Origin of the sequence: Streptomyces chilikensis (assembly GCF_001642695.1) — a bacterium.
Classification (GTDB): Bacteria; Actinomycetota; Actinomycetes; order Streptomycetales; family Streptomycetaceae; genus Streptomyces; species Streptomyces chilikensis.
Genome location: NZ_LWCC02000005.1, coordinates 544,650 through 571,278 on the forward strand (window position 1 = coordinate 544,650; position 26,629 = coordinate 571,278).

General features: G+C 74.1%; 23 protein-coding genes, 1 tRNA gene and 2 pseudogenes. 12 read left to right on the top strand and 14 right to left on the bottom strand.

Annotation, left to right across the window (positions count from 1 at the left end):
• Positions 1-35: 35 nt before the first annotated feature.
• The 7 genes from A2U95_RS02630 to A2U95_RS02665 all read right to left on the bottom strand — a co-directional run bounded on the left by A2U95_RS02630 (position 36) and on the right by A2U95_RS02665 (position 8,321).
• Positions 36-749 (bottom strand): 4'-phosphopantetheinyl transferase family protein, encoded by a 714-nt coding sequence (locus A2U95_RS02630; RefSeq protein ID WP_166020622.1) that lies wholly within the window; start codon positions 747-749, stop codon positions 36-38.
• The gene (locus tag A2U95_RS02635; RefSeq protein ID WP_166020623.1) at positions 746-1,207 is read right to left on the bottom strand and encodes a M20 family metallopeptidase; all 462 of its coding nucleotides are present in this window, start codon (positions 1,205-1,207) and stop codon (positions 746-748) included. Before A2U95_RS02635 ends, A2U95_RS02630 begins: the two co-directional genes overlap by 4 nt.
• Positions 1,208-1,489: 282 nt before the next feature.
• Complete coding sequence (gene hydA, locus A2U95_RS02640; protein ID WP_166020624.1) at positions 1,490-2,890, bottom strand: dihydropyrimidinase; 1,401 nt, start codon at positions 2,888-2,890, stop codon at positions 1,490-1,492.
• 100 nt (positions 2,891-2,990) lie between these two features.
• A complete protein-coding gene (locus A2U95_RS02645) occupies positions 2,991-4,268 on the bottom strand; it encodes an aspartate aminotransferase family protein (protein WP_166024732.1) in 1,278 nt (425 codons plus the stop codon).
• Positions 4,269-4,339: 71 nt separating this feature from the next.
• Positions 4,340-5,182 (bottom strand): nitrilase-related carbon-nitrogen hydrolase, encoded by an 843-nt coding sequence (locus tag A2U95_RS02650; RefSeq protein ID WP_166020625.1) that lies wholly within the window; start codon positions 5,180-5,182, stop codon positions 4,340-4,342.
• 446 nt (positions 5,183-5,628) lie between these two features.
• Entirely contained in the window at positions 5,629-6,339 is a 711-nt protein-coding gene (locus tag A2U95_RS02660) for a hypothetical protein (RefSeq protein WP_166020626.1), read from the bottom strand.
• 152 nt (positions 6,340-6,491) lie between these two features.
• A complete protein-coding gene (locus A2U95_RS02665) occupies positions 6,492-8,321 on the bottom strand; it encodes an ABC transporter ATP-binding protein (RefSeq protein WP_166020627.1) in 1,830 nt (609 codons plus the stop codon).
• A gap of 259 nt (positions 8,322-8,580) precedes the next feature.
• On the opposite strand from A2U95_RS02665, the gene A2U95_RS02670 reads away from it, so the two are divergent.
• On the top strand, positions 8,581-9,693 hold the full coding sequence (locus A2U95_RS02670; protein ID WP_240957173.1) for a YihY/virulence factor BrkB family protein: 1,113 nt from the start codon (positions 8,581-8,583) through the stop codon (positions 9,691-9,693).
• Between the two features lie 130 nt (positions 9,694-9,823).
• Positions 9,824-10,243, top strand: coding sequence for a CBS domain-containing protein (locus A2U95_RS02675; RefSeq protein WP_166020628.1), 420 nt, complete (start codon positions 9,824-9,826; stop codon positions 10,241-10,243).
• 98 nt (positions 10,244-10,341) lie between these two features.
• On the opposite strand, the gene A2U95_RS02680 is transcribed toward A2U95_RS02675, so the two are convergent.
• Positions 10,342-11,217 carry an SGNH/GDSL hydrolase family protein gene (locus A2U95_RS02680; protein WP_166020629.1) on the bottom strand — a complete coding sequence of 292 codons (876 nt, stop codon included), beginning with the start codon at positions 11,215-11,217 and terminating at the stop codon, positions 10,342-10,344.
• A gap of 252 nt (positions 11,218-11,469) precedes the next feature.
• On the opposite strand from A2U95_RS02680, the gene A2U95_RS02685 reads away from it, so the two are divergent.
• Positions 11,470-11,823 (top strand): tetratricopeptide repeat protein, encoded by a 354-nt coding sequence (locus tag A2U95_RS02685; protein WP_166020630.1) that lies wholly within the window; start codon positions 11,470-11,472, stop codon positions 11,821-11,823.
• Positions 11,824-11,910: 87 nt separating this feature from the next.
• Here the strand turns inward: A2U95_RS02685 and A2U95_RS02690 are convergent, their stop codons facing one another.
• On the bottom strand, positions 11,911-13,326 hold the full coding sequence (locus tag A2U95_RS02690; RefSeq protein WP_166020631.1) for a dihydrolipoyl dehydrogenase family protein: 1,416 nt from the start codon (positions 13,324-13,326) through the stop codon (positions 11,911-11,913).
• Between the two features lie 211 nt (positions 13,327-13,537).
• Here A2U95_RS02690 and trxA point away from each other — a divergent pair, with 211 nt between their 5' ends.
• The 3 genes and pseudogenes from trxA to A2U95_RS33945 all read left to right on the top strand — a co-directional run.
• Positions 13,538-13,951, top strand: coding sequence for a thioredoxin (trxA, locus tag A2U95_RS02695; RefSeq protein WP_166020632.1), 414 nt, complete (start codon positions 13,538-13,540; stop codon positions 13,949-13,951).
• A 148-nt stretch (positions 13,952-14,099) separates the two neighbouring features.
• On the top strand, positions 14,100-14,543 hold the full coding sequence (locus A2U95_RS02700; RefSeq protein WP_166020633.1) for a type II toxin-antitoxin system PemK/MazF family toxin: 444 nt from the start codon (positions 14,100-14,102) through the stop codon (positions 14,541-14,543).
• A gap of 101 nt (positions 14,544-14,644) precedes the next feature.
• A pseudogene (locus tag A2U95_RS33945) lies at positions 14,645-15,065 on the top strand (MFS transporter); the annotation flags it as partial.
• A gap of 193 nt (positions 15,066-15,258) precedes the next feature.
• On the opposite strand, the gene A2U95_RS02710 reads toward A2U95_RS33945, so the two are convergent.
• Both A2U95_RS02710 and A2U95_RS02715 read right to left on the bottom strand, forming a co-directional pair.
• Positions 15,259-15,333: transfer RNA gene (locus A2U95_RS02710), tRNA-Val, on the bottom strand.
• Positions 15,334-15,481: 148 nt separating this feature from the next.
• The gene (locus tag A2U95_RS02715; protein ID WP_166020634.1) at positions 15,482-16,222 is read right to left on the bottom strand and encodes a 3-keto-5-aminohexanoate cleavage protein; all 741 of its coding nucleotides are present in this window, start codon (positions 16,220-16,222) and stop codon (positions 15,482-15,484) included.
• A gap of 379 nt (positions 16,223-16,601) precedes the next feature.
• Here A2U95_RS02715 and A2U95_RS02720 point away from each other — a divergent pair, with 379 nt between their 5' ends.
• Positions 16,602-17,273 carry an enoyl-CoA hydratase-related protein gene (locus tag A2U95_RS02720; RefSeq protein ID WP_166020635.1) on the top strand — a complete coding sequence of 224 codons (672 nt, stop codon included), beginning with the start codon at positions 16,602-16,604 and terminating at the stop codon, positions 17,271-17,273.
• 111 nt (positions 17,274-17,384) lie between these two features.
• On the opposite strand, the gene A2U95_RS02725 is transcribed toward A2U95_RS02720, so the two are convergent.
• Positions 17,385-18,602 (bottom strand): MFS transporter, encoded by a 1,218-nt coding sequence (locus tag A2U95_RS02725; protein WP_166020636.1) that lies wholly within the window; start codon positions 18,600-18,602, stop codon positions 17,385-17,387.
• A 79-nt stretch (positions 18,603-18,681) separates the two neighbouring features.
• On the opposite strand from A2U95_RS02725, the gene A2U95_RS02730 reads away from it, so the two are divergent.
• A complete protein-coding gene (locus A2U95_RS02730) occupies positions 18,682-19,230 on the top strand; it encodes a MarR family winged helix-turn-helix transcriptional regulator (protein ID WP_166020637.1) in 549 nt (182 codons plus the stop codon).
• 27 nt (positions 19,231-19,257) lie between these two features.
• Here A2U95_RS02730 and A2U95_RS02735 read toward each other — a convergent pair whose 3' ends face one another.
• The gene (locus A2U95_RS02735) at positions 19,258-19,671 is read right to left on the bottom strand and encodes a cupin domain-containing protein (protein WP_166020638.1); all 414 of its coding nucleotides are present in this window, start codon (positions 19,669-19,671) and stop codon (positions 19,258-19,260) included.
• A gap of 52 nt (positions 19,672-19,723) precedes the next feature.
• On the opposite strand from A2U95_RS02735, the gene A2U95_RS02740 reads away from it, so the two are divergent.
• The gene (locus tag A2U95_RS02740; protein WP_166020639.1) at positions 19,724-20,716 is read left to right on the top strand and encodes a GlxA family transcriptional regulator; all 993 of its coding nucleotides are present in this window, start codon (positions 19,724-19,726) and stop codon (positions 20,714-20,716) included.
• A 60-nt stretch (positions 20,717-20,776) separates the two neighbouring features.
• Here the strand turns inward: A2U95_RS02740 and A2U95_RS02745 are convergent, their stop codons facing one another.
• The gene (locus A2U95_RS02745) at positions 20,777-21,322 is read right to left on the bottom strand and encodes a PadR family transcriptional regulator (RefSeq protein WP_166020640.1); all 546 of its coding nucleotides are present in this window, start codon (positions 21,320-21,322) and stop codon (positions 20,777-20,779) included.
• 112 nt (positions 21,323-21,434) lie between these two features.
• Between A2U95_RS02745 and A2U95_RS02750 the strand changes: the two are divergent.
• From A2U95_RS02750 to A2U95_RS02760, 3 genes and pseudogenes are all read left to right on the top strand, one after another.
• A pseudogene (locus tag A2U95_RS02750) lies at positions 21,435-22,121 on the top strand (alpha/beta fold hydrolase); the annotation flags it as partial.
• A 16-nt stretch (positions 22,122-22,137) separates the two neighbouring features.
• A complete protein-coding gene (locus A2U95_RS02755; protein WP_166020641.1) occupies positions 22,138-24,612 on the top strand; it encodes an SDR family NAD(P)-dependent oxidoreductase in 2,475 nt (824 codons plus the stop codon).
• Between the two features lie 75 nt (positions 24,613-24,687).
• Positions 24,688-26,629: beta-ketoacyl synthase N-terminal-like domain-containing protein (locus tag A2U95_RS02760; protein ID WP_206282803.1), on the top strand; the 1,942-nt coding region annotated here is incomplete at its 3' end.

A 26,629-nucleotide genomic window follows, 5' to 3' on the forward strand; every position in this document is an offset into this window, starting at 1 on the left:
CAGCCCGCCGGGACCGCGCCGCGCGGGGCGGCCCGCTACCCGGCGGCGTGCCCGCCGTCCTGGTCGCGGCACCCGCAGCGCGCGGCCGCGGCGGCGGGTCCGTCCCCGTCCACCACCACGGCCGTGGTGACGAACCCGTCCGCCACGGACCACCGGCCGTCGAAGACGCCCGGGCCGCCGTCCACCAGCGCGCCCGGCAGCACGCGGGCCCGGAACGTGCCGGCGGGATCGAAGGCCAGGACCGCGTCCTCGAACCCCAGCCATGCCCCGGTGAGCGGGTGCCAGGCCTTGTAGACCGACTCCTTGGCGGAGAACAGCACCCGGTCCCAGTGGATCCCGGGCCGCAGCCGGGCGAGCCGGCCCAGGTGCCCCCGTTCCTCCGGCAGGGACGCCCCGCCCAGCACCTCCTCCGGCAGCGGCTCGTGCGGTTCCGCGTCGATGCCGACGGAGGCCAGCACGGCGGCGTCCGCCACGGCGGCGGCGCGGTAGCCCTCGCAGTGGGTCATGGAGCCGATCACGCCCGACGGCCAGCGCGGCGCGCGCAGTTCGCCCGGGGGCAGGGCCGCGCCGCCGTGCCCGAGGCAGCCGAGCGCGCGCCGGGCCAGGTGCCGCACGGTGGTGTACTCGCGGCGCCGTTTCTCCACCGCGCGGGCGACGGCCGGTTCCTCCTCGGGCAGCAGCACCGCCTCGGGCAGGTCGCCGAAGGACTCGGCGACGTGCACCGCGGCCGGCAGCAGGTCACGCATCATCGGTCGGCCCGCCCGCGGCGCTCGTGGAGGGCGACGTGGTGCCGCCGCCGTCCGGCGTCGGCGGCGGGGTCGATGCCGGTGCGGGCCGGCGGGGCGGCCGCGTCGAGGAGGGCGGTGCCGGCGGCGGGGGCGGTCATCCCGTCGGCGAACTCCGCGTTGTGCGGGGTGGCGCCGCGGCCGAGGACCCCGATGCGCGGGTGGATCGACGGCACCACGCGGCTGACGTCGCCCCTGTCGGTGGAGGCGGTGACGCTGCCCGGCGGCAGCGGTTCGGCGGCGCGGCCGACGCCGGCGAGGTGCCGCTCGTACGTCTCCAGCAGGCCGGCCGCCCCGGCCGAGGCGGCGTGCTCGGCGAAGGCCGTCTCCGGCTCGGCGCGGATCGCCCGGCCGGGCTCCGGCAGCCGGCCGGTCCACCGGCCTGTCGCCTCGTCGGCGGGGGCGTAGGGGGTCTGGGTCATCATCGCTTCCTGAGCGGCGCGGCACGGTCGAACGGGTCTTCGTCGAAGTCCCCTCGGACGGTACACGGCGGGCCGTGCCGCCCGGTGGACACCTCCCGGGGCCGGCGGCCGCCCCGGCGTCGCTCCGGGACGGCAAGGCGGCTTCCGCGCGGTCCGGTGCCGAGTCACGTGGCGGACCACGCCCTCACCTTCGCCGCGTGCGTCGCGGCGGGGCCCGGCGTGCCGGCCGCCGGGTTCGCCGCCGACCGCCTGCGCCCCGCCCGGAGGTCCGGGCAAACCCCTTCAGCCGGCCAGCTGGCAGAGTCCGCGCGGCAGGTACACCCCGTGCCCGGCCCGCCCCACGTACGCGCCGGCCTCGACGACCGGGACCCCGCGGGAGAGGACCGTCTCCACCCGGCCGGTGATCCGCCGCCCCTCGTAGGCGGAGTAGTCGACGTTCATGTGGTGCGTCCCGGCGGAGATCACCTGCTCCGCGCGCGGGTCGTAGATCACGACGTCGGCGTCGGCGCCGGGCGCGACGGTGCCCTTCCTCGGGTAGAGGCCGAACATCCGGGCCGGGGTGGCGCAGGCGATCTCGATCCAGCGGCGGCGGGTGATGTGGCCGTCGACGACCGCCTGGTGCAGCAGGTCCATGCGGTGCTCGACGCCCGGCAGGCCGTTGGGGATCTTGGAGAAGTCCCCGCGGCCCCTCTCCTTCTGGCCCGTGAAGCAGAACGGGCAGTGGTCGGTGGAAACCACCTGGAGGTCGTCGGTGCGCAGTCCGCGCCACAGCGCGGCCTGGTGCTCGCGGGGGCGCAGCGGGGTGGAGCAGACGTACTTGGCCCCCTCGAAGCCCGGCTCGGCCAGGTTGTCGGTGGAGAGGAACAGGTACTGCGGGCAGGTCTCGCCGAAGACGGGCAGTCCTTCGTCCCGGGCCCTGGCCAGTTCGGCCACGGCCTTCGCCGCGGAGACGTGCACGACGTACAGCGGGGCTCCCGCCACCTCGGCGAGGCGGATCGCCCGGTGGGTGGCCTCGGCCTCCAGCAGCTCCTTGCGGACCTCGCCGTGGAACCTGGGGTCGGTCTCGCCGCGGGCCAGGGCCTGTTCGACCAGGACGTCGATGGCGATGCCGTTCTCGGCGTGCATCATGATCAGTCCGCCGTTGGCGGCGGCGCGCTGCATCGCGCGCAGGATCCGGCCGTCGTCGGAGTAGAAGACGCCCGGGTAGGCCATGAACTGCTTGAAGGAGGTCACGCCCTCCTCGATCAGGCGGTCCATCTCCCGCAGGGTGCCCCCGTTGACGTCCGAGACGATCATGTGGAAGCCGTAGTCGATCGCGCAGTTCGACTCCGCCTTGGCGTGCCAGGCGTCCAGGCCCTCGCGGAGGGTGCTGCCGACGGTCTGGACGGCGAAGTCGACGATGGTGGTGGTGCCGCCCCAGGCGGCGGCGCGGGTCCCGGTCCCGAAGGTGTCGGAGGACCGGGTGCCGCCGAACGGCATCTCCATGTGGGTGTGGGCGTCGACGCCGCCCGGGAGGACGTACCGGCCGGTGGCGTCCAGGGTGCGGTCGGCGGTCCACGCGCCGGCGGCGGAGGTGCCGGGGGCGGCGAGGGCGGCGATGCGGCCGTCCTCGATCAGGACGTCGGCGTGGACCTCGTCGGAGGCGGTGACGACGAGGCCGCCGCGGATCGCGGTGCGGGACATGGGCTGTGCCTCCCCTTCCGGGACGGGCCTTGCCGGGACGGGCCTTGCCGGGACGGGCCTTGCCGGCGCCGGCCCGGACGTGCCGGGGGCCGGCCCGGGGTCACCCCGCGACCCGGCGGAGGGCGCGTTCGAGGATCGCCGCCCCCTCCTCCGCCTCGGCGGCCGTGAGCGACAGGGGCGGGGCGATCCGCAGCGCGCTGGTGTCGTGGCCGCCGCCCTTGCCGAGCAGGAGGCCGCCCTCGCGGGCCTCCTCCAGGACGGCGGCCACGGCCTCGGGAGCGGCCAGGCCGGTGCCGGGCCGGATCAGTTCGACACCGAGCATCAGTCCCCGTCCCCGCACCTCCTTGACCCCCGGCAGCCCGGCGCAGGCGGTGCGCAGCCGCTCCAGCAGCAGGGCGCCGACGCGGCGGGCGTTGCCCTGGAGGTCGTACTCCAGCAGGTGTCCGAGGTTGGCGAGCGCGGCGGCCATGGTGATCTGGGTGCCGCCGAAGGTGGAGATGGAGTGGGCGTCGAGGCAGTTCATGATCTCGGCGCGGGCGATCACCCCGCCCACCGACATGCCGTTGCCGAGGCCCTTGGCGAAGGTGACGATGTCGGGCGGACCGTTGCGCGCGTGTGCCTGCCAGCCCCAGAAGTGGTCGCCGGTGCGGCCCCAGCCGGTCTGCACCTCGTCGGCGATCCACAGCACGCCCTGCTCGGCGAGGACTTCGCGGAACGCCGCGTACAGCCCGTCCGGCGGGGAGGTGAACCCGCCCACGCCCTGGACCGGTTCGGCGATCAGCGCGGCCGGGGCGCGGACGTGGCCGAGCAGGTCGCGCAGGTCGGCCACGCAGGCGGCGGTGAACGCCTCGTCGTCCAGGTGGGCGTAGGGGCCGTGGTGGCGGACGCCGCCGTGGACGTAGAGGGTCTGCAGCGGGGAGAGCGAGGTCGGCGACCAGCCGCGGTTGCCGGTGACGGAGACGGTGGAGAAGGACCGGCCGTGGTAACTGTTGCGCATGGCCAGGATCTGGTTGCCGCCCCGGTGGGTGGTGGCGAGCAGCAGGGCGGTGTCGTTGGCCTCGGTGCCGGAGGTGGTGAAGAAGACCCGGGCGTCGGGGATGCCGGAGAGCCGGGCGATCCTCTCGGCGAGCTCGACCATCGGGCGGTTGAGGTAGAGCGTGGAGGAGTGCAGCAGCCGGCCGGCCTGTTCGGTGACCGCCTCGGTGACCTCGGGGAGGGCGTGGGCGGTCATGGTGGTGAGGATGCCGCCGAAGAAGTCGAGGTACGCGCGTCCCTCGGCGTCCCAGACGCGGCGTCCCTCGCCGTGGGTGATCTCCAGCGGGTCGTCGTAGTAGAGGGCGAGCCAGTCGGGGAGCACGGCCCGGTGCCGGGCGAGCAGTCCCGACGGCCCCGGGGACGCGGGGGGAGCCGGGGGTGCCGAAAGCTCCGTGGCGCTCGCGTCGGCCGCCGTCACGGCCGCACCAGGCCCTGGTAGGCGTCCGGCCGCCGGTCGCGGTAGAAGGCCCACTGCTGCCGGACCTCCTCGATCATGCCGAGGTCGAGGTCGCGGACGACCAGTTCCTCCTCCTTGTCACTGGCGACGTCGCCGACGAACTGCCCGCGGGGGTCGACGAAGTAGCTGGTGCCGTAGAAGTCGTTGTCGCCGTACGGTTCCCGGCCGACCCGGTTGACGGCGGCGACGAAGTACTCGTTGGCGACCGCGGCCGCGGGCTGCTCCAGCTGCCACAGGTAGGCCGACAGGCTGCGCGAGGTGGCGGACGGGTTGTAGACCAGCTGGGCTCCGTTCAGGCCGAGTTGGCGCCACCCCTCCGGGAAGTGCCGGTCGTAGCAGATATAGACGCCGACCTTGCCGGCCGCGGTGTCGAAGACCGGCCATCCCAGGTCGCCCGGTGTGAAGTAGTACTTCTCCCAGAAGCCCTCGATCTGGGGGATGTGGTGCTTGCGGTACTTGCCCAGCACCGTTCCGTCCGCGTCGACGACGACGGCGGTGTTGTAGCGGAGGCCGCTCCGCTCGACCTCGAAGACCGGCGCCACGACCACCATGCCGGTCTCCCGGGCGAGGGCCCGCATCCGGGTCACGGTGGGGCCGTCCGGGACGCCCTCCGCCCAGCGGTGGTGCCCGGGGTCCTGGACCTGGCAGAAGTAGGGGGCGTTGAAGACTTCCTGGAAGCCGATGATCCGGGCGCCCTGCCGGGCCGCCTCGCGGGCGTGTTCCTCGTGTTTGGCGATCATGGATTCGGTGTCGCCGGTCCAGGTCGCCTGGACCAGGGCTGCGCGTACGACGTCGGCCACGGGCTGCTCCTTCGACGGAACGTCAGAGGGTCTCCGCCGCGGGGACCCGCCGCGGGAACCGCTGCGGCGGCCGAAGCCGCCGGAAGCCCGAACCTAGGACGCCCCGGGCGCCTCGCCAAGGCCATCCCGGCAAAGCCGCCGATTCGCCCGCTCCAAGCACTCTTGCGGGTCAGCCGCCGCGCCCCCGGGAGCCGTTCCGGGCCTTTCCGGAACGGCTGGAACAGGTACCCGTGCGCCCTTCCCGCCGAAAGTCCGGTCGGCCCGGCCTTGCTTTCGTTGCGCGGCCTGCGGCGGTGGGTACCCCCTGCCCACGCTCCACCGGGGGCCGAAGTGGCGCGAGGTGCCAACGGGGTGGACGGTGCTGTTCGGCCCCGCGCCGCGGGAGGAGTGCGAGGCGCGTCTCCACCGGCCCTGACGCCGCGGGCCACGGGGGCCGGCCGCGGGCCCTACACCCCCCGCACTCCCGCGACCCGCAGCGCGTGCACCACCCCCCAGTAGTGGTCCTCCGACACCCCCCGTGCCGCCTCCAGCAGCAACGGCGTCATCCGCACCGGATCCCCCGTCACGCACCGCACCGCCTCGGCGGGCGCGCGGACCCGGACACAGGCGTCCAGCAGCAACCGCACCTCACGGCCGCGCCCCGCGTCGCACAGCGCGGACACCGCGCCCGCGATCTCCTCGGCGGAACGCGCCACTCCCTGCCGCAGCACCCGTTCCCCGTCGTCCCCCCGCCCCGCCGCGGCGAGCGCGTCGGCGGCCGGCACCAGGCGCGGCACCGGCAGGGAGGAGACCTCCCACAGCAGCGTCGCCCACTCGGTCCCGGCGCCGGCGCGTTCCAGCTGTGCGGCGGCCAGGGGAAGCCGGACGGCGGGCCCGCGCGCCATCTCCGCCAGCAGCGCGTGCGCCTCGCCGGAACGCCCCTGTCCGCGCAGCCTCAGCAGCAGCCGCACCGCCTCGGCGACCGTCCGCCGGTCCTCGGCGTCCGGCGGCCGCGCGACGGCCGGCCCGGCGCCCTCCCGCTCCCGCCCCCGCTCCGCCCCCGCGAACCGCGCGCCGCGCGGGGTGCCGGCCGCGACGGCGGCGAGGGCGGCCGGCTCCTCCGGCCCGTCCGGTCCGCGGTCGTGGCCGCAGGCCGTCGTGCGGCCACGACCGCGCACCGGGAGGCCGGCGGCGCGCGGGGCGTCGAGGCGGACGAGGACGCCGGCCGGGGCCGGGCGGGTGGTTCCGGCATGCGCGCACCGTGGAGCACGGGACGGCGCCGGGCCGGACCCCGCACCACCACCGCCGTGGAGGTGCGGCGGGCGCCGCGTCAGGCCGGGTCGTCGGCCCAGACGGGGTCGTCCTCCTCGAGGAAGCCGCCCGACTGGTGCTCCCACAGTTTGGCGTAGACGCCGCCGGTGGCGAGCAGTTCGTGGTGGGCGCCCTGCTCGATGATCCGTCCGCGGTCGAGGACCACCAGGCGGTCCATGCCGGCGACGGTGCTGAGCCGGTGGGCCACCACCAGCGCGGTCCGCCCCTCCATGAGCCGCCAGAGCGCCTCCTGGATGAGGATCTCGCTCTCCGAGTCGAGGGCGCTGGTGGCCTCGTCGAGCAGCAGGATCGGCGCGTCGCGGAGGATCGCCCGGGCGAGGGCGACCCGCTGGCGCTGCCCCCCGGAGAGTTTGACGCCCCGTTCGCCGACCATGGTCTCGAAGCCCTCGGGCAGCGCGTCGGCGAACTCGGTGACGTGCGCGGCCTCCGCCGCGCGGCGGATCTCGGCGTCGGTGGCGCCGGGCCGGGCGAAGGCGATGTTCTCCGCGAGGGTGCGGTGGAACATCGCCGGTTCCTGCGGGACGTAGGCGATCATGCCGCGCAGGTCGGCCTGGCGGATCCTGCTGATGTCCTGACCGCCGATCAGGATGCGGCCGCCGTCGATGTCCGTCATCCGCAGCAGCAGCCGGGTCAGGGTGGTCTTGCCGCCGCCGGAGCGGCCGACGAGGCCGATCTTGGCCCCGCCGGGCACCGCCAGGTCCAGGTCCTCGAAGAGCGGCTTGCCGCCCCCGTGGGAGAAGGTCACCCGCTCGAACCGGACGTCCGCCCCGTCGGGCCGCAGCGGCTCGGGCTCCGGCGGGTCGAGGACGGTGGGCGGCGTCAGCAGCAGTTCGGTGAACTGGGCCGCCTCCGTCATCGAGCTCTCCAGGCGGCGGTAGATCTGGTTGAACTCGAACATGATCCGGGTCGCGTTGGTGTAGTAGGTGAAGGCGACGACGACGGCCTCCACGCTGTGCGTGCCGCCGCCGAGCGACACCGCGAGCAGCAGGCCGAGCAGGTTGGTGGCGACGGACATGGGGGCGATCAGCGTGTCGATGCGCAGGTTCCCGAAGTCCCAGGACCGCAGGGTGAGGCGGCGCGACTCGGCGACCCGCGAGCGGTGTTCGGCGGCCTCCCGCCGCTCGGCGGCGAACGCGCGGACGGTCTCCATGTTCATCAGGCTGTCGGCGACGTGCCCGGAGACCCGGGCGATGGCCTCCTCCCGCCGGGCGACGAGCCTCTGCCGGCGCCGGATGAGCGGCACCACGCAGACGGCCGTCACCGCGAGCATGGTGAGCAGCCCGACGACGAGCAGCGGGTCGTAGTTCCACAGGACCACGGAGCCGAAGGCGAGCGGCACGAAGCTGCCCATGATGTTGAAGGTGAGGGTGTCGGCGAACTCCTCGAAGCGGGTGGCGAAGCTGAGGACCCGCTTGGTGAGCGATCCGGCGAAGTTGTCGTGGAAGAACGCCGAGTCCTTGGCGTAGAGCTCGTCCATGCCGACGACGTAGAGGTGTTCGATGCCGTAGGCGTCGAGGCGGTTGAGGCAGTGCAGGCCGATCCGCCACAGGGCCTCGGCGAACAGCAGCACGCCGGCGAAGCCGAGGACGTAGGGGAGCGCGGACGCGAACGCTCCCTCGCCGCCGGGATTCCCCTCACCGGCGACGTGGCCGATCAGCTTGGCGACGATCAGCGGGGCGACGTAGTAGAGGCCGATGTTGCCCAGCGCCGGCAGGAGCAGGGCGGGGACGGTGAAGCGTCGGAGCCGGGCGAGTTCCCGGCCGTAGTGGCGGAGTGCGAGGAGGACGGGGCCCTTGCGCGGACCCTCGCGTTTCTCAGGCGATTCCATGTGTGTGCGCCTAGGGGTCGTGGTGCTCCCGGGCCGGACATTTGGGGCGAGCCCGGGAGGGGAAGTCTTCCGTGGCGCGCTTCGCCCCGTCCAAGCGTTTTTTTCGGCCGCGGACGGGAGCGGGGCGGCGGCGCGGACGGGGCGGCCCGGCGGCGTGTGACGCGCGTCCGGCGCCCCGGCCCGGCGGCGGAGACCCCCCGCACGGCGGACCGGGCGGACCCGGGTGCGTATCTGCGGGCGCCGAGGATACCCGGCGTTCATGGCGAAAATGCATCTTCCAGGTAGCGGCGACCACGGCGACGGCGATGCCGACCGCGGTGAGCGTCCCGTCGGGCCGGCCGGGTCCCGAGGACACCGCCACGGCGACGACGACACCGGCCCGGAGAACTTCGGTCCCTCCCCCTCGGTGGAGCGCAACGCCCCGGACAGTCCGAGCGATCTCCCGAAACCCCGTTGGGGCAAAGTCTTCAAGGGCGCCGTCAAGGAGTTCAAGGACGACGAACTCACCGACCGCGCGGCGGCGCTGACCTACTACGCCGTGCTGTCGCTCTTCCCCGCGCTGCTGGTGCTGGTCTCCCTGCTGGGCATCATGGGCCAGAAGGCCACCGACAGGGTGATGGACAACGTCACCAAGCTGGCGCCCGGTCCCGCCCGGGACATCATCACCCGGGCCGTGGAACAGCTCCAGGGCAGCGCCGGGATCGGCTCGATCGTGGCAATCGTCGGTCTGGTGCTGGCGGTCTGGTCGGCGTCCGGCTACGTCGCGGGCTTCATCCGCGCGGCCAACGCCGTGTACGACATGCCCGAGGGGCGGCCGGTGTGGAAGGTCCTGCCCGTGCGGGTCGGCATCACCGTGGTGCTGATGGTGATGACGGCGGCGAGCGCGCTCATCGTGGTCTTCACCGGCGACCTGGCCCGTCAGGTCGGCACCACCCTCGGCATCGGCGACACCGCCCTGACGGTGTGGTCGTTCGCGAAGTGGCCGGTGCTGATCATCCTGGTCACCCTGATGATCGCGCTCCTCTACTGGGCGACGCCGAACGCGAAGGTCAAGGGCTTCCGGTGGATCACCCCGGGCAGTTTCCTGGCCCTGTTCCTCTGGATGGTCGCCTCGGCCGGGTTCGCCTTCTACGTGGCGAACTTCGGCTCGTACAACAAGACCTACGGGACGATGGCCGGTGTGGTGATCTTCCTGATCTGGCTCTGGATCACCAACCTGGCCATCCTGCTGGGCCTGGAGTTCGACGCGGAGACGGTCCGCCAGCGCGCCATCTCCGGCGGTCACCCGCCCGAGGAGGAGCCCTACACCCAGCCCCGTGACACCACCGCGTGGGACGAGGAGGACCGCAGGCGCATGGAGGACGGCACGTGACCCGGTGTGACGCCCGGACACGGCCGGCGACCCGTCCCCATCGGAATCCAGAAGTCCGGTTTGTTCTGCCCACCACGGAAACCCGAGGAGACGGAAAGCGCGCACAGACCTTCGAGGAGGAGTGACGACCATGACGACGGCCAAGGACATCATGCACCCCGGCGCCCAGTGGATCCCCGCCGGTGAGACGCTGGACCGCGCGGCCCAGCTGATGCGGGAACTCGACGTCGGGGCGCTGCCGGTCGCCGGCGAGGACGAGCGGATGCAGGGCATCATCACCGACCGTGACATCGTGGTGAAGTGCGTGGCCTCGGGCAAGGACCCGTCCAAGGTCACCTGCTCCGAGCTCGCCGAGGGCACCCCGCGCTGGGTCGACGCCTCCGCGGACGTCGACCAGGTGCTCCAGGAGATGCGGGAGCACCAGATCAAGCGGCTCCCCGTGATCGAGAACAAGAGGCTGATCGGCATGATCAGCGAGGCGGACCTGGCGCACCACCTGACGGACGACAAGCTCGCCGACTTCGTGGAGAGCGTCTACTCGCGCTCCTGACCACCTCGCGGTCACCGGACGACGCGATGCCCGCCCCTCGGCTCCCGAGGGGCGGGCATCGCCGTGGGCGGCGCCCGCCGGGCGGCCGGCCCGCCGGGTCAGCCGAGCCCGAGGACCGTCATGGTGTGGTCGGCCATCCGGCTCTCCCCCAGGGCGTTGGGGTGGACGGGCACGATGCTGTTGCCGCCCAGGACCGGCTCTATCCACCGGGTCCCGGGCGCCTTGCAGGCGTCGTGCCCCTCGGAGACCTGGGCGAAGTCGATGTAGACGGCGCCGGACTCGCGGGCGGCGCGGGCGATGGTGTCGTTGAGGTGGCTCTGGAGGCCTCGCAGGTAGGGGATGTCGCCGCGGGCGACGGGGAGCTTGGCGAAGCAGGTGGGGTCGAAGGACGCCGGGGTGATCCAGGGGTAGCCGAGGACGGCGATGCGCGCGTGGGGCGCCTTCGCCTTGACGGCGGCGAGCGCGCTCCTGAGCGCCGGGTAGGTGTGGTCGTCGATCGCGTCGGTGAACCGGCTGCCGTGCAGGGTCTCGCAGGGGTTGCCGTACCCCCCGGTGGTCAGACCGGCGGAGCCGCAGGCGAGGAGCGCGCCGATGAAGGTGCTGTTGTCGTTGCCGCCGATGGTCAGCGTGATCAGGTCGGTGTCGGCGTTCACCGCGTCGGCCTGCGGCGGGACCAGCGGGTACTGCGACTGGGTGAAGTGCTTGGTCTGGGCCGCGCCGCAGGTGACGTCGGTGAGGTCCGCACCGGTCCGGCCGGCGATCACCTTGGGGTAGTTGGCCTTGGAGCGAAGACACAGGGGGCTGCTGAAGTCGGTGGGCGAGACCCCGGATCCCGCGCTGTAGCTGTCACCGAGGGCCACGTAGCGGAGCGGGTCGGCGGCCTGCGCGGGCTGGACGGCGAGACCGAGGGCGACGGCGCTCGCCGCGAGGGCGGCGGCGAGGGTTCTGCGCGGGCGGCGGGCGGGGTGCGGCATCAGGTCCTCCTGGGAAAACGGCATGGCGGAGCGCGCCGGGGCGCGTGACGGCGGGGGCGGCGCACCGGCTCGGGACGACGCGGGTTACTCGCTCGTAATGTCTGATGCTGACAGGGGCTTGTCAACGATATGGACGTGTCCCGTCGTGACAGAAACGGATGACGGGCCGTCCCGGGGCGCCCGGGACGGGGCCGGACGCGTCGTGGAATAGCCCGCCGCCGCGCGCGGTTCAGGCAGGCGAAGGGAGTCGACGTGAACACGACCAAGTCGTACGACGACCACGGGACGCCGGCCGAGCGGTGGGAGCGGGCTCAGAAGTACTTCGGCCGCAAGAACTACGCGGGCGCGGCGCGGGTGCTCAGCACGCTCGTCGAGGAGGTGCCGGAGCAGAACGGCCCGCGGCTGCTGCTGGCGCGCGCCTACTACCACTCGGCGCAGCTGGGGCGGGCGGAGGCGCAGTGCCGTCTGCTGGTGGAGCGTGACCCGGTGGAGCAGTACGCGCGGTTGCTGCTCGGGCGCACGCTGGAGCGGCAGGGCCGCCATGAAGAGGCGCGACCGCACCTCCGGCTCGCCGCGGCGATGGCGGGCGACTTCGGGGACCTGTGAGCCCTGCCGTGCGGGCGCGGCCGGCCCGCGGGGCGGCCCGTCCCCGGCGCCCGGCCGGGGGCGGGCCGGGCGCCGGGGTGGCCGCCGTCAGCCCCGGTAGGTCTCCAGGAACCGGAGCCACACCTCGCTGATCGTCGGGTAGGCGGGGACGGCGTGCCAGAGCCGGGCGACCGGGACCTGGGCCACCACCGCGATCGTCGCGGAGTGGAGCAGTTCACCGACCCCGGGGCCCACGAAGGTGACGCCGCGGAGGATCTCCTTGTCGAGGTCGACGACCATCCGCGCCCGCCCGCGGTAACCGTCCGCGTAGAGGCCCGCGCCGGCCACGGTGGCGAGGTCGACGTCGACCGCGCGGACCCGGTGCCCGGCACGCTCCGCCTCCGCGAGGGTGACCCCCACCGAGGCGGCCTCGGGATCGGTGAAGACGACCTGGGGCACCGCCCCGTCGTCGGCGGTCGCGGCGGTCGGCGGCGCCTCCCCCCTGGCCCGGGCACCGATCGCGTCACCGGCGATCCGCCCCTGGTACTTGCCCTGGTGGGTGAGGAGCGCCCGGTGGTTGACGTCCCCGACCGCGTACAGCCAGTCGCTGCCGGTGACCCGCAGCGTGTCGTCCACGTCCAGCCAGGAACCGGGTTCCAGTCCGACGGTCTCCAGCCCCAGGTCGTCGGTGCGCGGCGCGCGCCCCGTGGCGAAGAGGATCTCGTCGGCCTCCACCCGGTCGCCCGCGTCCGTGGTGGCGACCACCGTGCCGTTCTCCCCGCGCACCCCGGTGACCGAGACGCCGGTGCGCACCTTCGCCCCGGCCTCGCGCAGCGCGTCGGCGACGAGTTCCCCGGCGAAGGGCTCCATCCGCTCCAGCAGCCCGCTTCCGCGCACCAGTACCGTGACCCGGCTGCCGAACGCCTGCCAGGCGGTGGCCATCTCCGCGGCCACCACTCCCCCGCCGACCACGATCAGCCGGTCGGGCGCCTCCCGCGCGCTGGTCGCCTCCCGGCTCGTCCAGGGCGCGACCGTGCCGTCGCCCAGCCCCTGCAGGCCGGGCAGCGCGGCGCGGCTTCCGGTGCACACGGCGACCGCGTGCCGGGCCGTCAGGGTCTCGGTCCGGCCCTCGGGCGTGGTGACGGTGACGGTGCGGGGGCCGGCGAGACGGCCGTGCCCGCGGTGCAGCCGGGCTCCGGTGCCGTCCAGCCAGCTCACCTGCCCGTCGTCCTTCCAGTGCGCCGCGTACTCGTCGCGGTGCGCGAGGACCTCGGCCACGTCGAGCGGCCCCCGCGCGGCGGCCCGCAGACCGGGCGTGCGGCGGCCGTCGGCCCGGGCGATCACCGGCCTGAGCAGCGCCTTGCTGGGCATGCAGGCCCAGTAGGAGCACTCGCCGCCGACCAGCTCGCTCTCCACCACGGCGGTGGAGAGCCCGGCGGCACGCGTGCGGTCGGCGACGTTCTCGCCGACGGGCCCGGCGCCGATCACCACGACGTCGTAGCTGAAGGTCTCGGTCTCGGTCATGGGGCTCAGTCTTCCGGGTGGTGTGCGCACCGGCCACACGGGTAGGCGCGCGGGACCCGTCCGCTGGGCCGGACGGGTCCGTCCGGTCGCGCCGGCGGCGCGGAGCCGACCATATGGGGCGAACGGAATAGCCCGCCCGGTCGCGCCGTTGTCGTCGACAGCCGGGCGGCAGACAGTCGCACCGACACCCCCGGAAAGAGGACATCAGCTCATGAGCAGCACGGTGGAGCTCACCAAGGAGAACTTCGACAAAACGGTCACCGAGAACCCGTTCGTTCTCATCGACTTCTGGGCCGACTGGTGCGGACCGTGCAAGCAGTTCGCCCCGGTGTACGAGAAGGCCGCGCAGGACAACCCGGACCTGCTGTTCGCCAAGGTGGACACGGAGGCCCAGCCGGAACTGGCCCAGGCGTTCGGCATCCAGTCGATCCCCACGCTGATGATCGTGCGGGACCAGGTCGCCGTGTTCGCGCAGCCGGGCGCGCTGCCGGGCCCGGTGCTGGAGGACCTGATCGGGCAGGCGCGCGGACTGGACATGGAGGAGGTCCGCCGCTCCGTCGCCGCGCAGCAGGCCCAGACCGGGCAGGGCGGCGCCGCCGAGGACCGCGGCGGCGAGCCGGCCTGACCCGGACCCCGCTCCGGCGGAACCGGAAGGACGCGCGAGGATGTCCGGCATGACGCGCCGCATACGTGACCGGCTGCGCTCCTGGTGGGCCGGCCGCAGCCGCGACCCCGCTTCCCGGGCCGGTCAACGCCCCTCCTACGGTGGGGCGATGACCGTTCCCATCGACGAAGTCCCGGGCCGCCTCGGCCCGTCGGCGACCACCGAGGCCGATCCGCGTGCCGTCGGCACGGTGCGCACCGAGTACTCCCCCGCCCACGACGGCGATCCCGATCCGGGTGAGGTCGTCTGGACCTGGGTGCCCTACGAGGAGAACGACGGCCGGGGCAAGGACCGCCCCGTGCTGGTGGTGGCCCGTGAGCCGGGCGGTTCCCTGCTCGCCGTGCAGCTCTCCAGCAAGGACCACGACGGCGACCGGGACTGGGTCCCGATCGGCGTCGGCCCCTGGGACCGCTCGGGACGCCCCTCGTGGGTGGCGGTGGACCGCGTCCTGCGCGTGCACGACGGCGGCATGCGCCGCGAGGCGTGCGCGCTGGACCGGATGCGGTTCAACCTGGTGGTCCACCGGCTGCGCGAACGGTACGGCTGGCGGTAGGACCGTCCCACCGCGCAGGTCCTGCCCCCACTCGGGGCCCGCCGCGACGCCGGGACCCCGGCCGCGGCGGGCCCCTTTCGCGTGCGCCCGCGATCCACGGACGGTTCGGCCCGCGTCGGGTGGTCCTGGCGAGCGACGCGCTGCGCTGCGTCCTGATCCTCGCGGTGGCCCTCGTCTTCGGCGCCGTCGACGCGATGTCCGTGCCGGCGGCCGGCTCGCCGCCGCCCCGCATCACCATGCCCGACCGGCGGGCCGGGGTCAGCGGCACGCGCTCGCTGTCGACGCGGCTCAGCCAGGTCGCGGGACCGCCGATCGGCGGTCCGGCCGCTGCCCGCGGACGGCGCCGAGGAGCCTGAGGCGGGCGGCACCGGCCGGGAGGATCTGCTGGGCGGGCTGCGCCACATCCGCCGGCACCGGCTGACCGGTCCCCTGATCCTGGGCGGCGGCATCTTCGAACCCGGCCTGAGCGGACCGTTCAACGTCGGACTGGTCCTGCTCGACGCCGAGCGCGGCTGGGGACCCTGCCGGCGGTGTGCGCGGGCGCGGCCGCCGTCGCGCTGGCACCCACGCTCCGGTGCGCCGGGCCGAACTGCCGCGGCCTGAACGGCGGCGAGGGGTGACGGGCACGGCGCCGGGCCGCGGTCCGCGGCGTGCTCTCGACGCCCTCCGCCGGGGAGGCGGGACCCGCGACGGCGCACGGCCGTGAGACGGAGGGGGCGGGGCGGCCGGATTCGAACCGGCGTCCTCCGAGATGTCATCGCGGCGCATTACCTCTGTGCTACGACCCCGCCCTTGAGCCGGGATTCTACGTCGCCGAAGCTGGCGGCGCCGGGAAATAACGCTGTTCAGGCCGGTGAGGCCGCCCTGACCGGCGTCGACGGCCGCGAGCCGGTCCTCGGGGCCGAGGCCGTGTACGCGGCGCGCGCCGGCGGGGACCGTCAGCCGCCCACCCGGTTCCGGTCCCGGCTCAGGATCTCCCGAGCCGCCGCCACCAGTGGGGCGTTGCCCTCGGCGGGAGTCCCGTCCGGCAGGGTCAGCGCGTCCTCGATGCCGATGCGCGTGTCGAGGCCCAGTTCCGCGGCCGTCTCCAGCACCGTCCAGGCGCTGTCCTCCTCACCGTGCAGCAGGAGGGGGGCCGACGTCACCGCCGACAGCCGCCGGACCATGCCGCGGGCCTCCTCCGGGGCCCGCGCGACCGGCGTGCGGATGATCTCGATCAGCACCCGCAGGACCCGGTCGGCGAACGGGGAGGACAGGTAGGCGTGCGGTCCGCCGGTACCGGGGAACAGCCCGGCCTCGATGCCGACGCCGCGTTCCGTCATGGTGCGGGCGACGAGGTCGGCGCCGTCCTCGTGCCAGTTGACCGACGCGTGGTCGGGCAGGGTCGTCCAGGATTCGATGAGGCGCGCGCGGCGGGCCGGGTCGCGTTCGATCCACTCCCCGGTCGTGACGCCGACGGGGATGCCGGGACCGACGGCCTCGCGCACGGCCTGCAGCACGTCGCGGACGACCACCGCGTCCAGCGTCTCGTGTCCGTGGTGGTCCCGCGGATGCAGGTGGATGTCCTCGGCTCCCGCGTCGACGGCCCGGCGCGCCTCGGCCGCCAGCTCCTCGGCGGTGACGGCCACCCAGGGGCTCTCGTCGGGTCGACGTGTTCCGTTCAGACAGGCTTGCAGCATGTGCCGCACTCTGCCACGCCGGACGACGGACGACCGGCGCGACGAGAGCATCCGCGATTCCGCCGCGGGACCCGCGCACCCTGGACACGCACCCGCCGGTGATCGCCGGCCGCCCGGACGCACCCGGCTCCCGGCCGGCCTGGCAGGCGTGACCGACCGTCACGCCGCCGCAGGAGCCGCCGGGGGCCACCGACGGCGCCGGGGAGCCGGTGGCCCACCGGACCGGCCTCGGCGACGCGGCCGGCCCACCACGGTTTCCTCGGACGCGCCACCGCGTGTGCGGGCACCGGCCGGCGCTTGCCAGGCCCGCCCGCCGCGCCATAAGTTACTGGTTAGTAGGTTGGTGTCACCGCCTCCACCCGCGCGCAAAGGAGCAGCCATGCCCACTCTCGGCCGTCAGGGCGACGTCTTCGTTCTCGATCTCGGGGACGGCGAGAACCGCTTCCACCCGGACTGGATCACCTCGGTGAACAGCGCCCTGGACGAGGTCGAGAAGGCGGAGGGCCCGCGTGCCCTGGTGACCGCCGCGACGGGGAAGTTCTGGTCGAACGGCCTCGACCTGGACTGGCTCTTCGCCCACGCCGAGCAGCACCAGGAGTACGTCGTCTCCGTCCACGCGCTGTTCGCCCGGGTGCTGTCGCTGCCGGTGATCACGGTGGCGGCCCTCCAGGGACACACCTTCGCCGCCGGAGCCATGCTCTCGCTGGCCCACGACTTCCGGGTGATGCGCGCGGACCGCGGTTTCTGGTGCCTGCCGGAGGCGGACATCCACATCCCGTTCACCCCGGGCATGTCCGCCCTGATCCAGTCCCGGCTGACGCCTCGAACGGCGCACGAGGCGATGGTGACCGCCCGTCGCTTCGGGGGCGAGGACGCCCTGGCCGCGGGCGTCGTGGACCGCGCGGTCGCGGAGGACGCCGTCCGCACGACCGCGGTGGAACTGGCGGCGTCGCTGGCCGGCAAGGCGAGCGAGACGCTCGGCACCATCAAGTCCCGGATGTACGCCCCGGCCCTGGAACTGCTGCGGGACACGACCGACCCGATGGGCTGATCCGCCGCGCCGGCCCGGCCGCCTCCCTGCCCGGCTGCCGCCTCCCGTCCGGTCGCCGTCGACCGGGCAGGGGCGGCGGCACGGGTGCGGCCGGTCCCGTGCCGGTCCCGGTCAGCCGACCCGCGCCGCTTCCGCCGGCTCGAGCGCACGCACCCCGCGGGAGAACAGGACCGCCAGCGACGAGCCGGAGATCACGGCGGCGACCACCAGCAGCCAGCTGTCGACGCCCGCCGCCGCGGCCACCGGCCCGGTCAGGGCGAGACCGAGCGGCCGGGCCACGAAGGAGCCGACCGAGTCGAAGGCGTACACCCGGGCCAGCTTGTCCTCCGGCACCTGGCTCTGGATGGTCTGGTCCCAGTACACGCTGAACATCTGCAGGCCCACGCCGTGCACGAAGGCCCCCAGCATGACCGGCCACAGGGTGTCCGCCATCGCCATGGCGAGCGGGAAGACACCGGTGAGGGCGAGCAGCACCACGCCTGCGCCCAGCGGCCGGCGGGGCCTGATCCGCAGGGCGAGCAGTCCGCCCACGACGAAGCCTGCCATCAGGGCGGAGAGGGCGAAGCCCCAGGCGGAGCGCCCGATCTCCTCGCCCACCACGACCGGCCCGATCACGGCCTGCGCTCCCCCGTAGAAGAGGTGGTAGAGCAGCGCCTGCAGGATCAGCAGCCACAGCCAGGTGTGCCGCGCGACCTCCCGGAAGCCTTCGCCGAGATCCGTGAGGGGAGATGTCGTGCGGGGTGCGCGGGCGTTGCTCACGCCCATGCGGCCGAAGGCCAGGGCGGCCACGGCGAAGGTGGCCGCGTCGACCGCGACGGCCCACCCGGGGCCCACCACGGCGACGAGGACTCCCGCGACCGCGTAGCCGAGGGTCCGGCACACGCTGTCCACCAGGGAGCGCAGCGCCACCGCGTCGGCGAGGTCGGCCTCCGGGACGACCACGCGGGTCATCGCCTTGGAGGACGGCCTGCTCAGCGCCGTGACCACGCCGCCGATTCCGCCGAGCACCGCGATCAGCCATATCGTGGCCGCGTCCAGCACCACCGCGGACGCCATGACGGCCATCACGACGGCGCTGACGGCGGAGGAGCCCTCCATCATCAGCTTGCGGGAGAAGCGGTCCCCCAGCACCCCGCCGGCGAGCATGGTGACGACCTGGCAGATCGCGAAGACGGCTTCCACCAGGCCCAGGTCGGTCAGCGACCCACCGAGGTCGAGCACCGCGAAGGCGAGCGCGACGGGGGTGATGGCGTTGCCGAGGGAGCTCACCGAGGCTCCGGTCACCAGGAGCCGGAAGTCGCGGTGCCGAAGGACTTGTCTGCTTTTCACGCCGGGAAGTTAGTTCGCCGGCTAATTATTGGTCAATCAACTATCAGGCCATCCGAAGGCATGCCTCTAGGATCACGCCATGGCCACGGCGGAGACCGAAAGCGACGACCACCTCGGGGACTGGGCCGACCGGTACGTCTCCCGGCGGCGGCACCACGGGGCCGGCCTCCTCCTCGACGACGAGGTGGAGGTGATCACGGTTCGGCTCGAGCGCGTCGTCCGCCACCTCCGGCGGGCCGTCCGTGACGCCCTCGCACAGGTCGGCCTGCAGAACTGCGAGTACGAGACGCTGCACCTGCTGATGATCCGGGACACCCCCGGCCGGGCCGCGCCCTCCGCGCTCGCCGCCGACCTCGGCGTCAGCGGCGCCGGCATGACGGGGCGTCTCGACGCGCTGGAGAGGGCGGGATGGATCCGGCGCACCCCGGCGGCGGCCGACCGCCGGCGGGTGGACGTCGTGATCACCGAGGCCGGGGAGCGCGTCTGGCGGCGGGCCACCGTCGTGCGGGGCCGGGCGGAGAGCCGCCTGCTGGGCTCCCTGCCGCCCGGGGAACGCGCCCACCTCGCGGCGCTGCTCCGGCAGCTCACCCTGCGGATCGAGCTTCCCGACCGGCCCGCCGACGGCTGACCGCTTTCCGGCGTTCCCCGCGGGACCTCAGAGTTCGAGGGGGTGCCCGGTCGTCGCGTCCACGTGCGCCGGCACCTCGTCGTGCCGGTCGCCGACGCTCGAGGTCCCCGCGGGTTCGAGAAGCAGCAGTGCGGCGCCCTCGGGCGCGGACGGCCGGTGTTCGGTGCCGCGCGGGACGGTGAACACGGCCCCCTTGGGGAGGCGGACGGTGCGCACCCCCTCCGGTTCGCGCAGGGCGATGAGGAGTTCGCCGTCGAGGACGAGGAAGAACTCGTCGGTGTCCTCGTGGACGTGCCAGACGTGGTCGCCGGACACCTTGGCGACGCGCACGTCGTAGTCGTTGACGCGGGTGACGATACGGGGGCTCCACAGGGAGTCGAAGGAGGCCAGGGCCCGGGAGAGGTCGACGGGTTCGGGGCGGCGCGGTGTGCTGTCGGTCATGGAGCCATGCTGTCCGCCCGTCGCCGCCGGGCGTGAGTGCCAGAATGCGCACATGCCGCAAGGATCCTCGCACCGGGTCGTGGTGATCGTCGACGAGAACTCCAACCCCTTCGAACTGGGTTGCGCCACCGAGGTGTTCGGACTGCGCAGACCGGAAATCGGGCGGGATCTCTACGACTTCCGGCTCTGTTCCCCCGGACCGAGGACCCGCATGCGGGACGGGTTCTTCACCCTGGCCGAGGTGGCCGGACTGGAGGCCGCCGAATCCGCGGACACCCTGATCGTGCCCAACCGGCCCGACGTCGAGGTCCCCCGCCGCGCCGACGTCCTGGAGGCGGTCCGGCGGGCGCACGCGCGCGGGGCGCGGCTGGTGGGCTTCTGCAGCGGGGCGTTCACCCTGGCCGAGGCCGGTGTGCTGGACGGGCGGCGGGCCACCGCGCACTGGCAGTGGGCCGACCGGTTCCGTGAGCGCTTCCCCGCGGTCCGGCTGGAGGAGGACGTGCTCTTCGTCGACGACGGCGAGATCCTCACCGCCGCGGGCAGCGCCGCCGCGCTGGACCTGGGACTGCACATCGTCCGCCGGGACCACGGCGCGGAGGCCGCCGCCGCGGTCAGCCGGAGGCTGGTCTTCGCCGCGCACCGTGACGGCGGGCAGCGGCAGTTCGTCCGGCGCCCCGTGCCCGAGATCCCGGACGAGTCCCTCGGTCCGCTGCTCGCCTGGGCGCAGGAACGGCTGGACGCCCCGCTGAGCGTCGCCGACCTCGCCGCCCGGGCCGCGGTGAGCACGGCCACCCTGCACCGCCGCTTCCGCGCACAGCTCGGCACCACCCCGCTCGCCTGGCTCACCCGGCAGCGGCTCGCCCTGGCCTGCCGCCTGCTGGAGCGGGGCGAGTCACGGCTGGAGGTGGTGGCCCGGCGCAGCGGCCTGGGCACCGCCGCCAATCTGCGCGCGCTGATGCGTCGCGAGACCGGCCTCTCCCCCTCCGCGTACCGGCGCCGGTTCGGCCCCGTCACCGCGGACGGTCCGGCCTCGCCACCGGTGTAGGCCGCACACGGCCCCAAGGCCCTCCGGCAGGCGTCACGGCGTGCGCCTGCCGGAGGGGCGTCACCGCCCGGACGCCGTCGCCCCGGTCCCGAGCGCGGCGACGGTCTCCCGCAGCCAGGCCGTCTCCGCGCGTCCCGTGGCCCGTGCGACGGTGAGGATGCCGCGCCTGAACGGGTCGTCGAGTTCCTCGGCGCGCAGCGGCCGGTCGCCGTCGAGGAAGAAGCTGGAGGGCTCCTCCAGGAACGCCAGCCGTCGCAGCAGCACGGCGGCCTGCGCGGCCGGGTCCTCCAGGTGACGGAGGAAGGCGAGCAGGGTGAACCAGCGGTTCTCGTCGGTGATGTCGAGCCGCTCGGGCGTCCCCAGACGGCGGCGCAGTTCCCGCTCCCCGTCCTCGGTGAGCGTCAGGACGTGCCGCGGGGCGGCCGCGGCACCCGGTTCGGTGGCCCGGGCGAGCAGCCCCGCCGTCTCCATCCGTTTGAGGGCGGGGTAGAGGGTGCTCTCGGCGACCGGGCGCACGTGGCCGATCAGCGCGGTCAGGCGCTTGCGCAGCCCGTAGCCGTGCAGGGGTGTGTCGCGGAGGAAACCGAGGATGGCCAGTTCGAGCATGGACGCATTCTCCCGTACATCCGGCACGCAGTACCTCGATCCCGATGTATCGTCACGGAGTCAGGAGGTCGACGGCGGGCCCTCGGGCCCGGCGCGTGAGGGTGGTGGTGTGGTGCGGCAGACGGATTTCGACGACCGGGGGAGCCAGGTCCGGTGGACCGAGACGCCCGGCGCGGAGCCGGCCAGGGTGTACGTCCACGGGCTGGGCGCCGCATCGGCCGTGTACCACGCGCACGTCGCCGCCCGCGGCGAACTGGCCGGCCGGCGCAGCCTCTTCGTGGACCTGCCCGGCCACGGGATCAGCGACCGGCCCGCTGACTTCGGCTACACGCTGGAGGACCACGCGGACGCCCTGGCGGCCGCGCTGGACGCGGCCGGGGTGCGCGGGGCGGAGCTGGTCGGGCACAGCATGGGCGGTTCGGTGGCGATCGTGCTGGCCCACCGGCGACCCGAGCTGGTGGCCAGGCTGGTCCTCACCGAGGCGAACCTCGACCCCGACCCGCCGGCGACGGCGGGGAGCAGCCGGATCGCCTCGTACGGCGAGGAGGACTTCGTCGCCGAGGGCCACCGGCGGACCCTGGACCGGGTCGGTCCGGTGTGGGCGGCGACCATGCGGCTGGCGGACCCGCGGGCGCTGCACCGGTCGGCGGTGGGCCTGCTGCGGGGGTCGCGTCCGACGATGCGCCGGATCCTGGAAGGGCTGAGCGTCGACCGGGTGTACCTCCAGGGCGCACTGAGCGGTGACCTCGGGGGCCGGGCCGCCCTGGAGGCGGCGGGGGTGCGGGTGGTCACGGTGCCACCTCGAGACGCAAGGGGTGACCACCTACCTGGAGCTCGGCCCCGGCGGCGTCCTGTCCGCCATGGCCCAGGAGACGACCACCGACGCCGCGTTCGTCCCCGCCCTGCGCAAGAACCGCCCCGAGACCGACGCCGTCGTCACCGCCCTGGCCGAACTCCACGTGAACGGCGCGCCCGTCGACTGGGCGGCGTACTACGCCCGCACCAACCCCCGGCGCGTCGACCTGCCCACCTACGCCTTCCAGCACCAGCACTACTGGCCCCAGGTGTCCTTCGGCAGCCCGAGCGGCACCGTCGAGAAGGGTGAGGCCACGGACGACGCCTTCTGGGAGGCGGTGCACCGGGCGGACCTGGCCGGGCTGTCCGAGACCCTCGGTCTCGGAGGTGAGGAGAAGGCCGCGGCGCTCGGTGACGTCCTTCCCGCGCTGTCGTCCTGGCACCAGGAGCAGCGGAAGCGGACGGCGGCGGACTCCTGGCGCTACAAGGTCGTGTGGCGGCCGCTCACCGAGCCGGCCGTGCCGGCGCTGAGCGGTACCTGGCTGATGGTCGTCCCGGAGGCGGGCGCCGAGGAGAGCCTGGTCGCGGCCTGCTCCGCCGCGCTGGCCGAGCACGGGGCGTCCGTCGAGATCCTGAGGCCGGCGGAGGAGCCGGACCTGGCCGCACGGCTGCGGTCCCTCTCGGCGGCCGCGCCGGACGGGGTGCTGTCGCTGCTGGCCATGGACGAGCGTCCGCACCCCGAGCACGCGATCGTGCCGAACGGGCTCGCGGAAGGGCTCGCCCTCCTCAAGGCGATGGCCGAGGCGGAACTCGACGTGCCGCTGTGGTCGGTGACCCGGTCCGCGGTCGCGGTCACCGGGGAGGACGGCCCGGCCCGGCCGGCGCAGGCCCAGACGTGGGGCCTGGGCCGGGTGGCCGCCCTCGAGCACCCCAGGCGCTGGGGCGGACTCGTCGACCTGCCGGAACGGCCCGGCAGCGGCGACCTGAGCCGCATGATCCCGGTGCTCGCGCAGCGCACCGCCGCGGCCGGCCCCCCGCCGGGCGGCGTGGAGGACCAGGTGGCGGTGCGGGCCTCCGGGATCCTCACCCGGCGCCTGGTCCCCGCGGCCACGGACGGCGCCGCACCGCGCCGCAGGTGGCGGCCGAGGGGAACCGTCGTCGTCACCGGCGGCACCGGGGCCATCGGCGGCCACGTCGCCCGCTGGCTGGCCGCGAACGGGGCGGAACACCTGGTGCTGACCAGCCGGCGCGGCGAGGACGCCCCGGGCGCCCGTGAGCTCAAGGCGGAACTGGAGGCGGCGGGCAGCAGGGTCACGGTCGCGGCCTGCGACGTCGCCGACCGCGACTCCGTGGAGGAACTGCTCGCCAAGCTGGCGTCGGACGGCGACGAGGTCCGCACGGTCATGCACGCCGCCGGCGTGGGCCTGCTGGCCCCGCTGACCGAGTGCGGTCCCGAGGCGGCGGCCTACGTGGCGAACGGCAAGGTGGCCGGCGCCCGCCACTTCGACGAACTCCTCGACCCGGCGCGGCTCGACGCGATCGTCCACTTCACGTCCGTCGCCGGTGTCTGGGGCGTCGGGGAGCACGGCGTCTACGCGGCCGCGAACGCCCACCTCGACGCGCTGGCCCAGCGGAGCCGGGCCCGCGGGGTTCCCTCCGTCGCGGTGGCGTGGGGCCCGTGGGCCGACGGAGGCATGGTGGCCGGCGCCGGTGACGGCGGGGGAGAAGGAGCCCTCACCCGGCACGGCGTGCTGGCCCTGCGGCCCGAACTGGCGATGGTCGCCCTGCAGCAGGCCCTCGACCACGACGACACGGCGGTCGTGCTGGCGGACATGGACTGGGAGCGGTTCGCCCCCGTCTTCACCATGAGCGGCGACCGGCCCCTGCTCGCGGAGATCCCGCAGGTCCGGGAGCTGACCGCACGCCAGGACGCGCTGGTCTCCGAGGAGACCGGGTCCGCGCCCGCGCTCCGGGCCGAGCTCGCCGCCCTGTCCGACGCGGAACGGGACCAGCGCGTCCTGGACCTCGTGCGGGAGCACACCGCGTCGGTGCTCGGACACTCCTCCGCGCAGGAGATCGAGGCCAGGCGCCCCTTCCAGGACCTGGGCTTCGACTCCCTGACCGCCGTGGAACTCCGCAACCGCCTCGGTGCCGCCACCGGGCTGCGGCTTCCCGCGACCATGGTGTTCGACCACCCGACACCGGCAGCGCTCGCCGCCTTCGTCAAGGCCGAGGTGCTGCCCGCCGCACCGGGCCAGGTCCTGCCCTCGGCCGAGGAGCTCGACTCCCTGGAGGAGGCGCTCGCCGCACGGACGGGTGACGACATCGGCCGCGTCCGGGTCGTCATGCGGCTCGAGGCACTCCTGTCCAAGCTCAGCCGCGGACACGGCGACGAGCCGGCGAAGGGGGCGCAGGACGGCGCTATGGCAGGACTCGAGTCCGCTACTAACGAGGAGTTGTTCGATCTGATCGACAGGGATCTCGGGCTTTCCTGACCCTGCCTGCCTCTCCCTTCCGAGCAGCAGCAGCAGTACTCACCGTGAGTCAGACCCGACGGGAGCGACGTTTCGATGGCGGACGAAGAGAAGCTGCGGGAATACCTGACCCGTGTGGTCGCCGAGTTGCAGCAGACTCGCCAACACCTTCGAGACGTCGAATCGCGGGAAGCGGAGCCGATCGCGATCGTCTCCATGAGCTGCCGCCTTCCGGGCGGCGTCGCCTCGCCCGAGGACCTGTGGAACCTCCTGTCCTCGGGCGGCGACGCCATCTCGGGCCTCCCGACCGACCGCGGCTGGAACATCGAGGACCTGTACGACCCCGACCCGTCCGCGACGGGCAAGATCTACGCGCTCGAAGGCGGCTTCCTGCACGACGCGGGCGACTTCGACCCGGGCTTCTTCGGCATCTCGCCGCGCGAGGCGCTGGCCATGGACCCGCAGCAGCGGCTCCTGCTCGAGACCTCCTGGGAGGCGCTCGAGCGTGCGGGCATCGACCCGACGACCGTCGCGGGCAGCGCCACCGGAGTGTTCGTCGGCGCGGCGGGCCAGGGCTACGGCGGTGACCTGAGCGGTTCGGCCGGCTCCGAGGGCTACATCCTCACCGGCACGGTGACCTCCGTGCTGTCCGGGCGCGTCTCCTACACGCTCGGCCTGGAGGGTCCGGCCGTCACCCTCGACACGGCCTGCTCCTCCTCCCTGGTGGCGCTCCACCTCGCCGTGCAGTCCCTGCGCAACGGCGAGTGCGCCATGGCCCTGGCGGGCGGCGCCTCGATCATGCCGAACCCGGCGGGCCTGATGGAGTTCAGCCGTCAGCAGGGCCTGGCCCGCGACGGCCGGTGCAAGGCGTTCGCCGACGCGGCCGACGGCATGGGCATGGCCGAGGGCGTGGGCGTGCTGCTGCTGGAGCGGCTGTCGGACGCCCGCCGCAACGGCCACCGGGTCCTCGCGGTCGTGCGCGGCTCGGCGATCAACCAGGACGGCGCCAGCAACGGTCTCACCGCCCCCAACGGGCCCGCCCAGCTCGAACTGCGCAACCGCCTCAACACCGTCACCGGCCTGCGCCTGCCCGCCACCCTCGTCTTCGACCACCCCAACCCGGCCGCACTGGCGGAGCACATCGTCTCCGAGAGCGTCGGCACGGTGGAGGGGACGGAGAAGCTGTCGGGGGCCGCGAGCACTCCCGTCCTCCTCGACGCCGACGACCCGGTCGTCATCGTGGGCATGAGCTGCCGTTATCCCGGCGCGGTGGCCGGCCCCGACGACCTGTGGCGTCTGGTGGCGTCCGGAGGCGACGCGATTTCACCGCTTCCCGACGACCGGGGCTGGGACATCAGCCGCCTCTTCGAGCACGGTGAGGGAGACGGCACCGGTACGTCCTACGCGACCGAGGGCGGCTTCCTCACCGGTGCCGATGAGTTCGACCCGGCGTTCTTCGGCATCTCGCCGCGCGAGGCGCTGGCCATGGACCCGCAGCAGCGGCTCCTGCTCGAGGCCTCCTGGGAGGCCATCGAGCACGCGGGCATCGACCCGACGACCCTGCGCGGCAGCCGCACCGGCGTCTACGCCGGACTCATGTACCACGACTACGTGGCGCAGCTCGTCGAGGTTCCGCAGGGAGTCGAAGGCTTCCTCACCACCGGTACCGCCGGCAGCGTGGTGTCCGGCCGGGTCTCGTACGTACTCGGTCTCGAGGGCCCGGCGGTCACGGTCGACACGGCGTGCTCCTCGTCGCTGGTCGCCCTCCACCTGGCGGCACAGGCACTGCGCTCCGGCGAATGCTCACTGGCTCTCGCCGGCGGCGCGACCGTCATGGCCACGCCCGGGAGCTTCATCGAGTTCAGCCGGCAGCGCGGGCTCGCTCCCGACGGCCGGGTCAAGGCATTCGCCGACGCGGCCGACGGAACGGCGTGGTCGGAGGGCGTGGGCGTCCTGCTCCTCGAGCGGCTGTCGGACGCCCGCCGCAACGGCCACCAGGTCCTCGCGGTGGTGCGCGGCTCCGCCGTCAACCAGGACG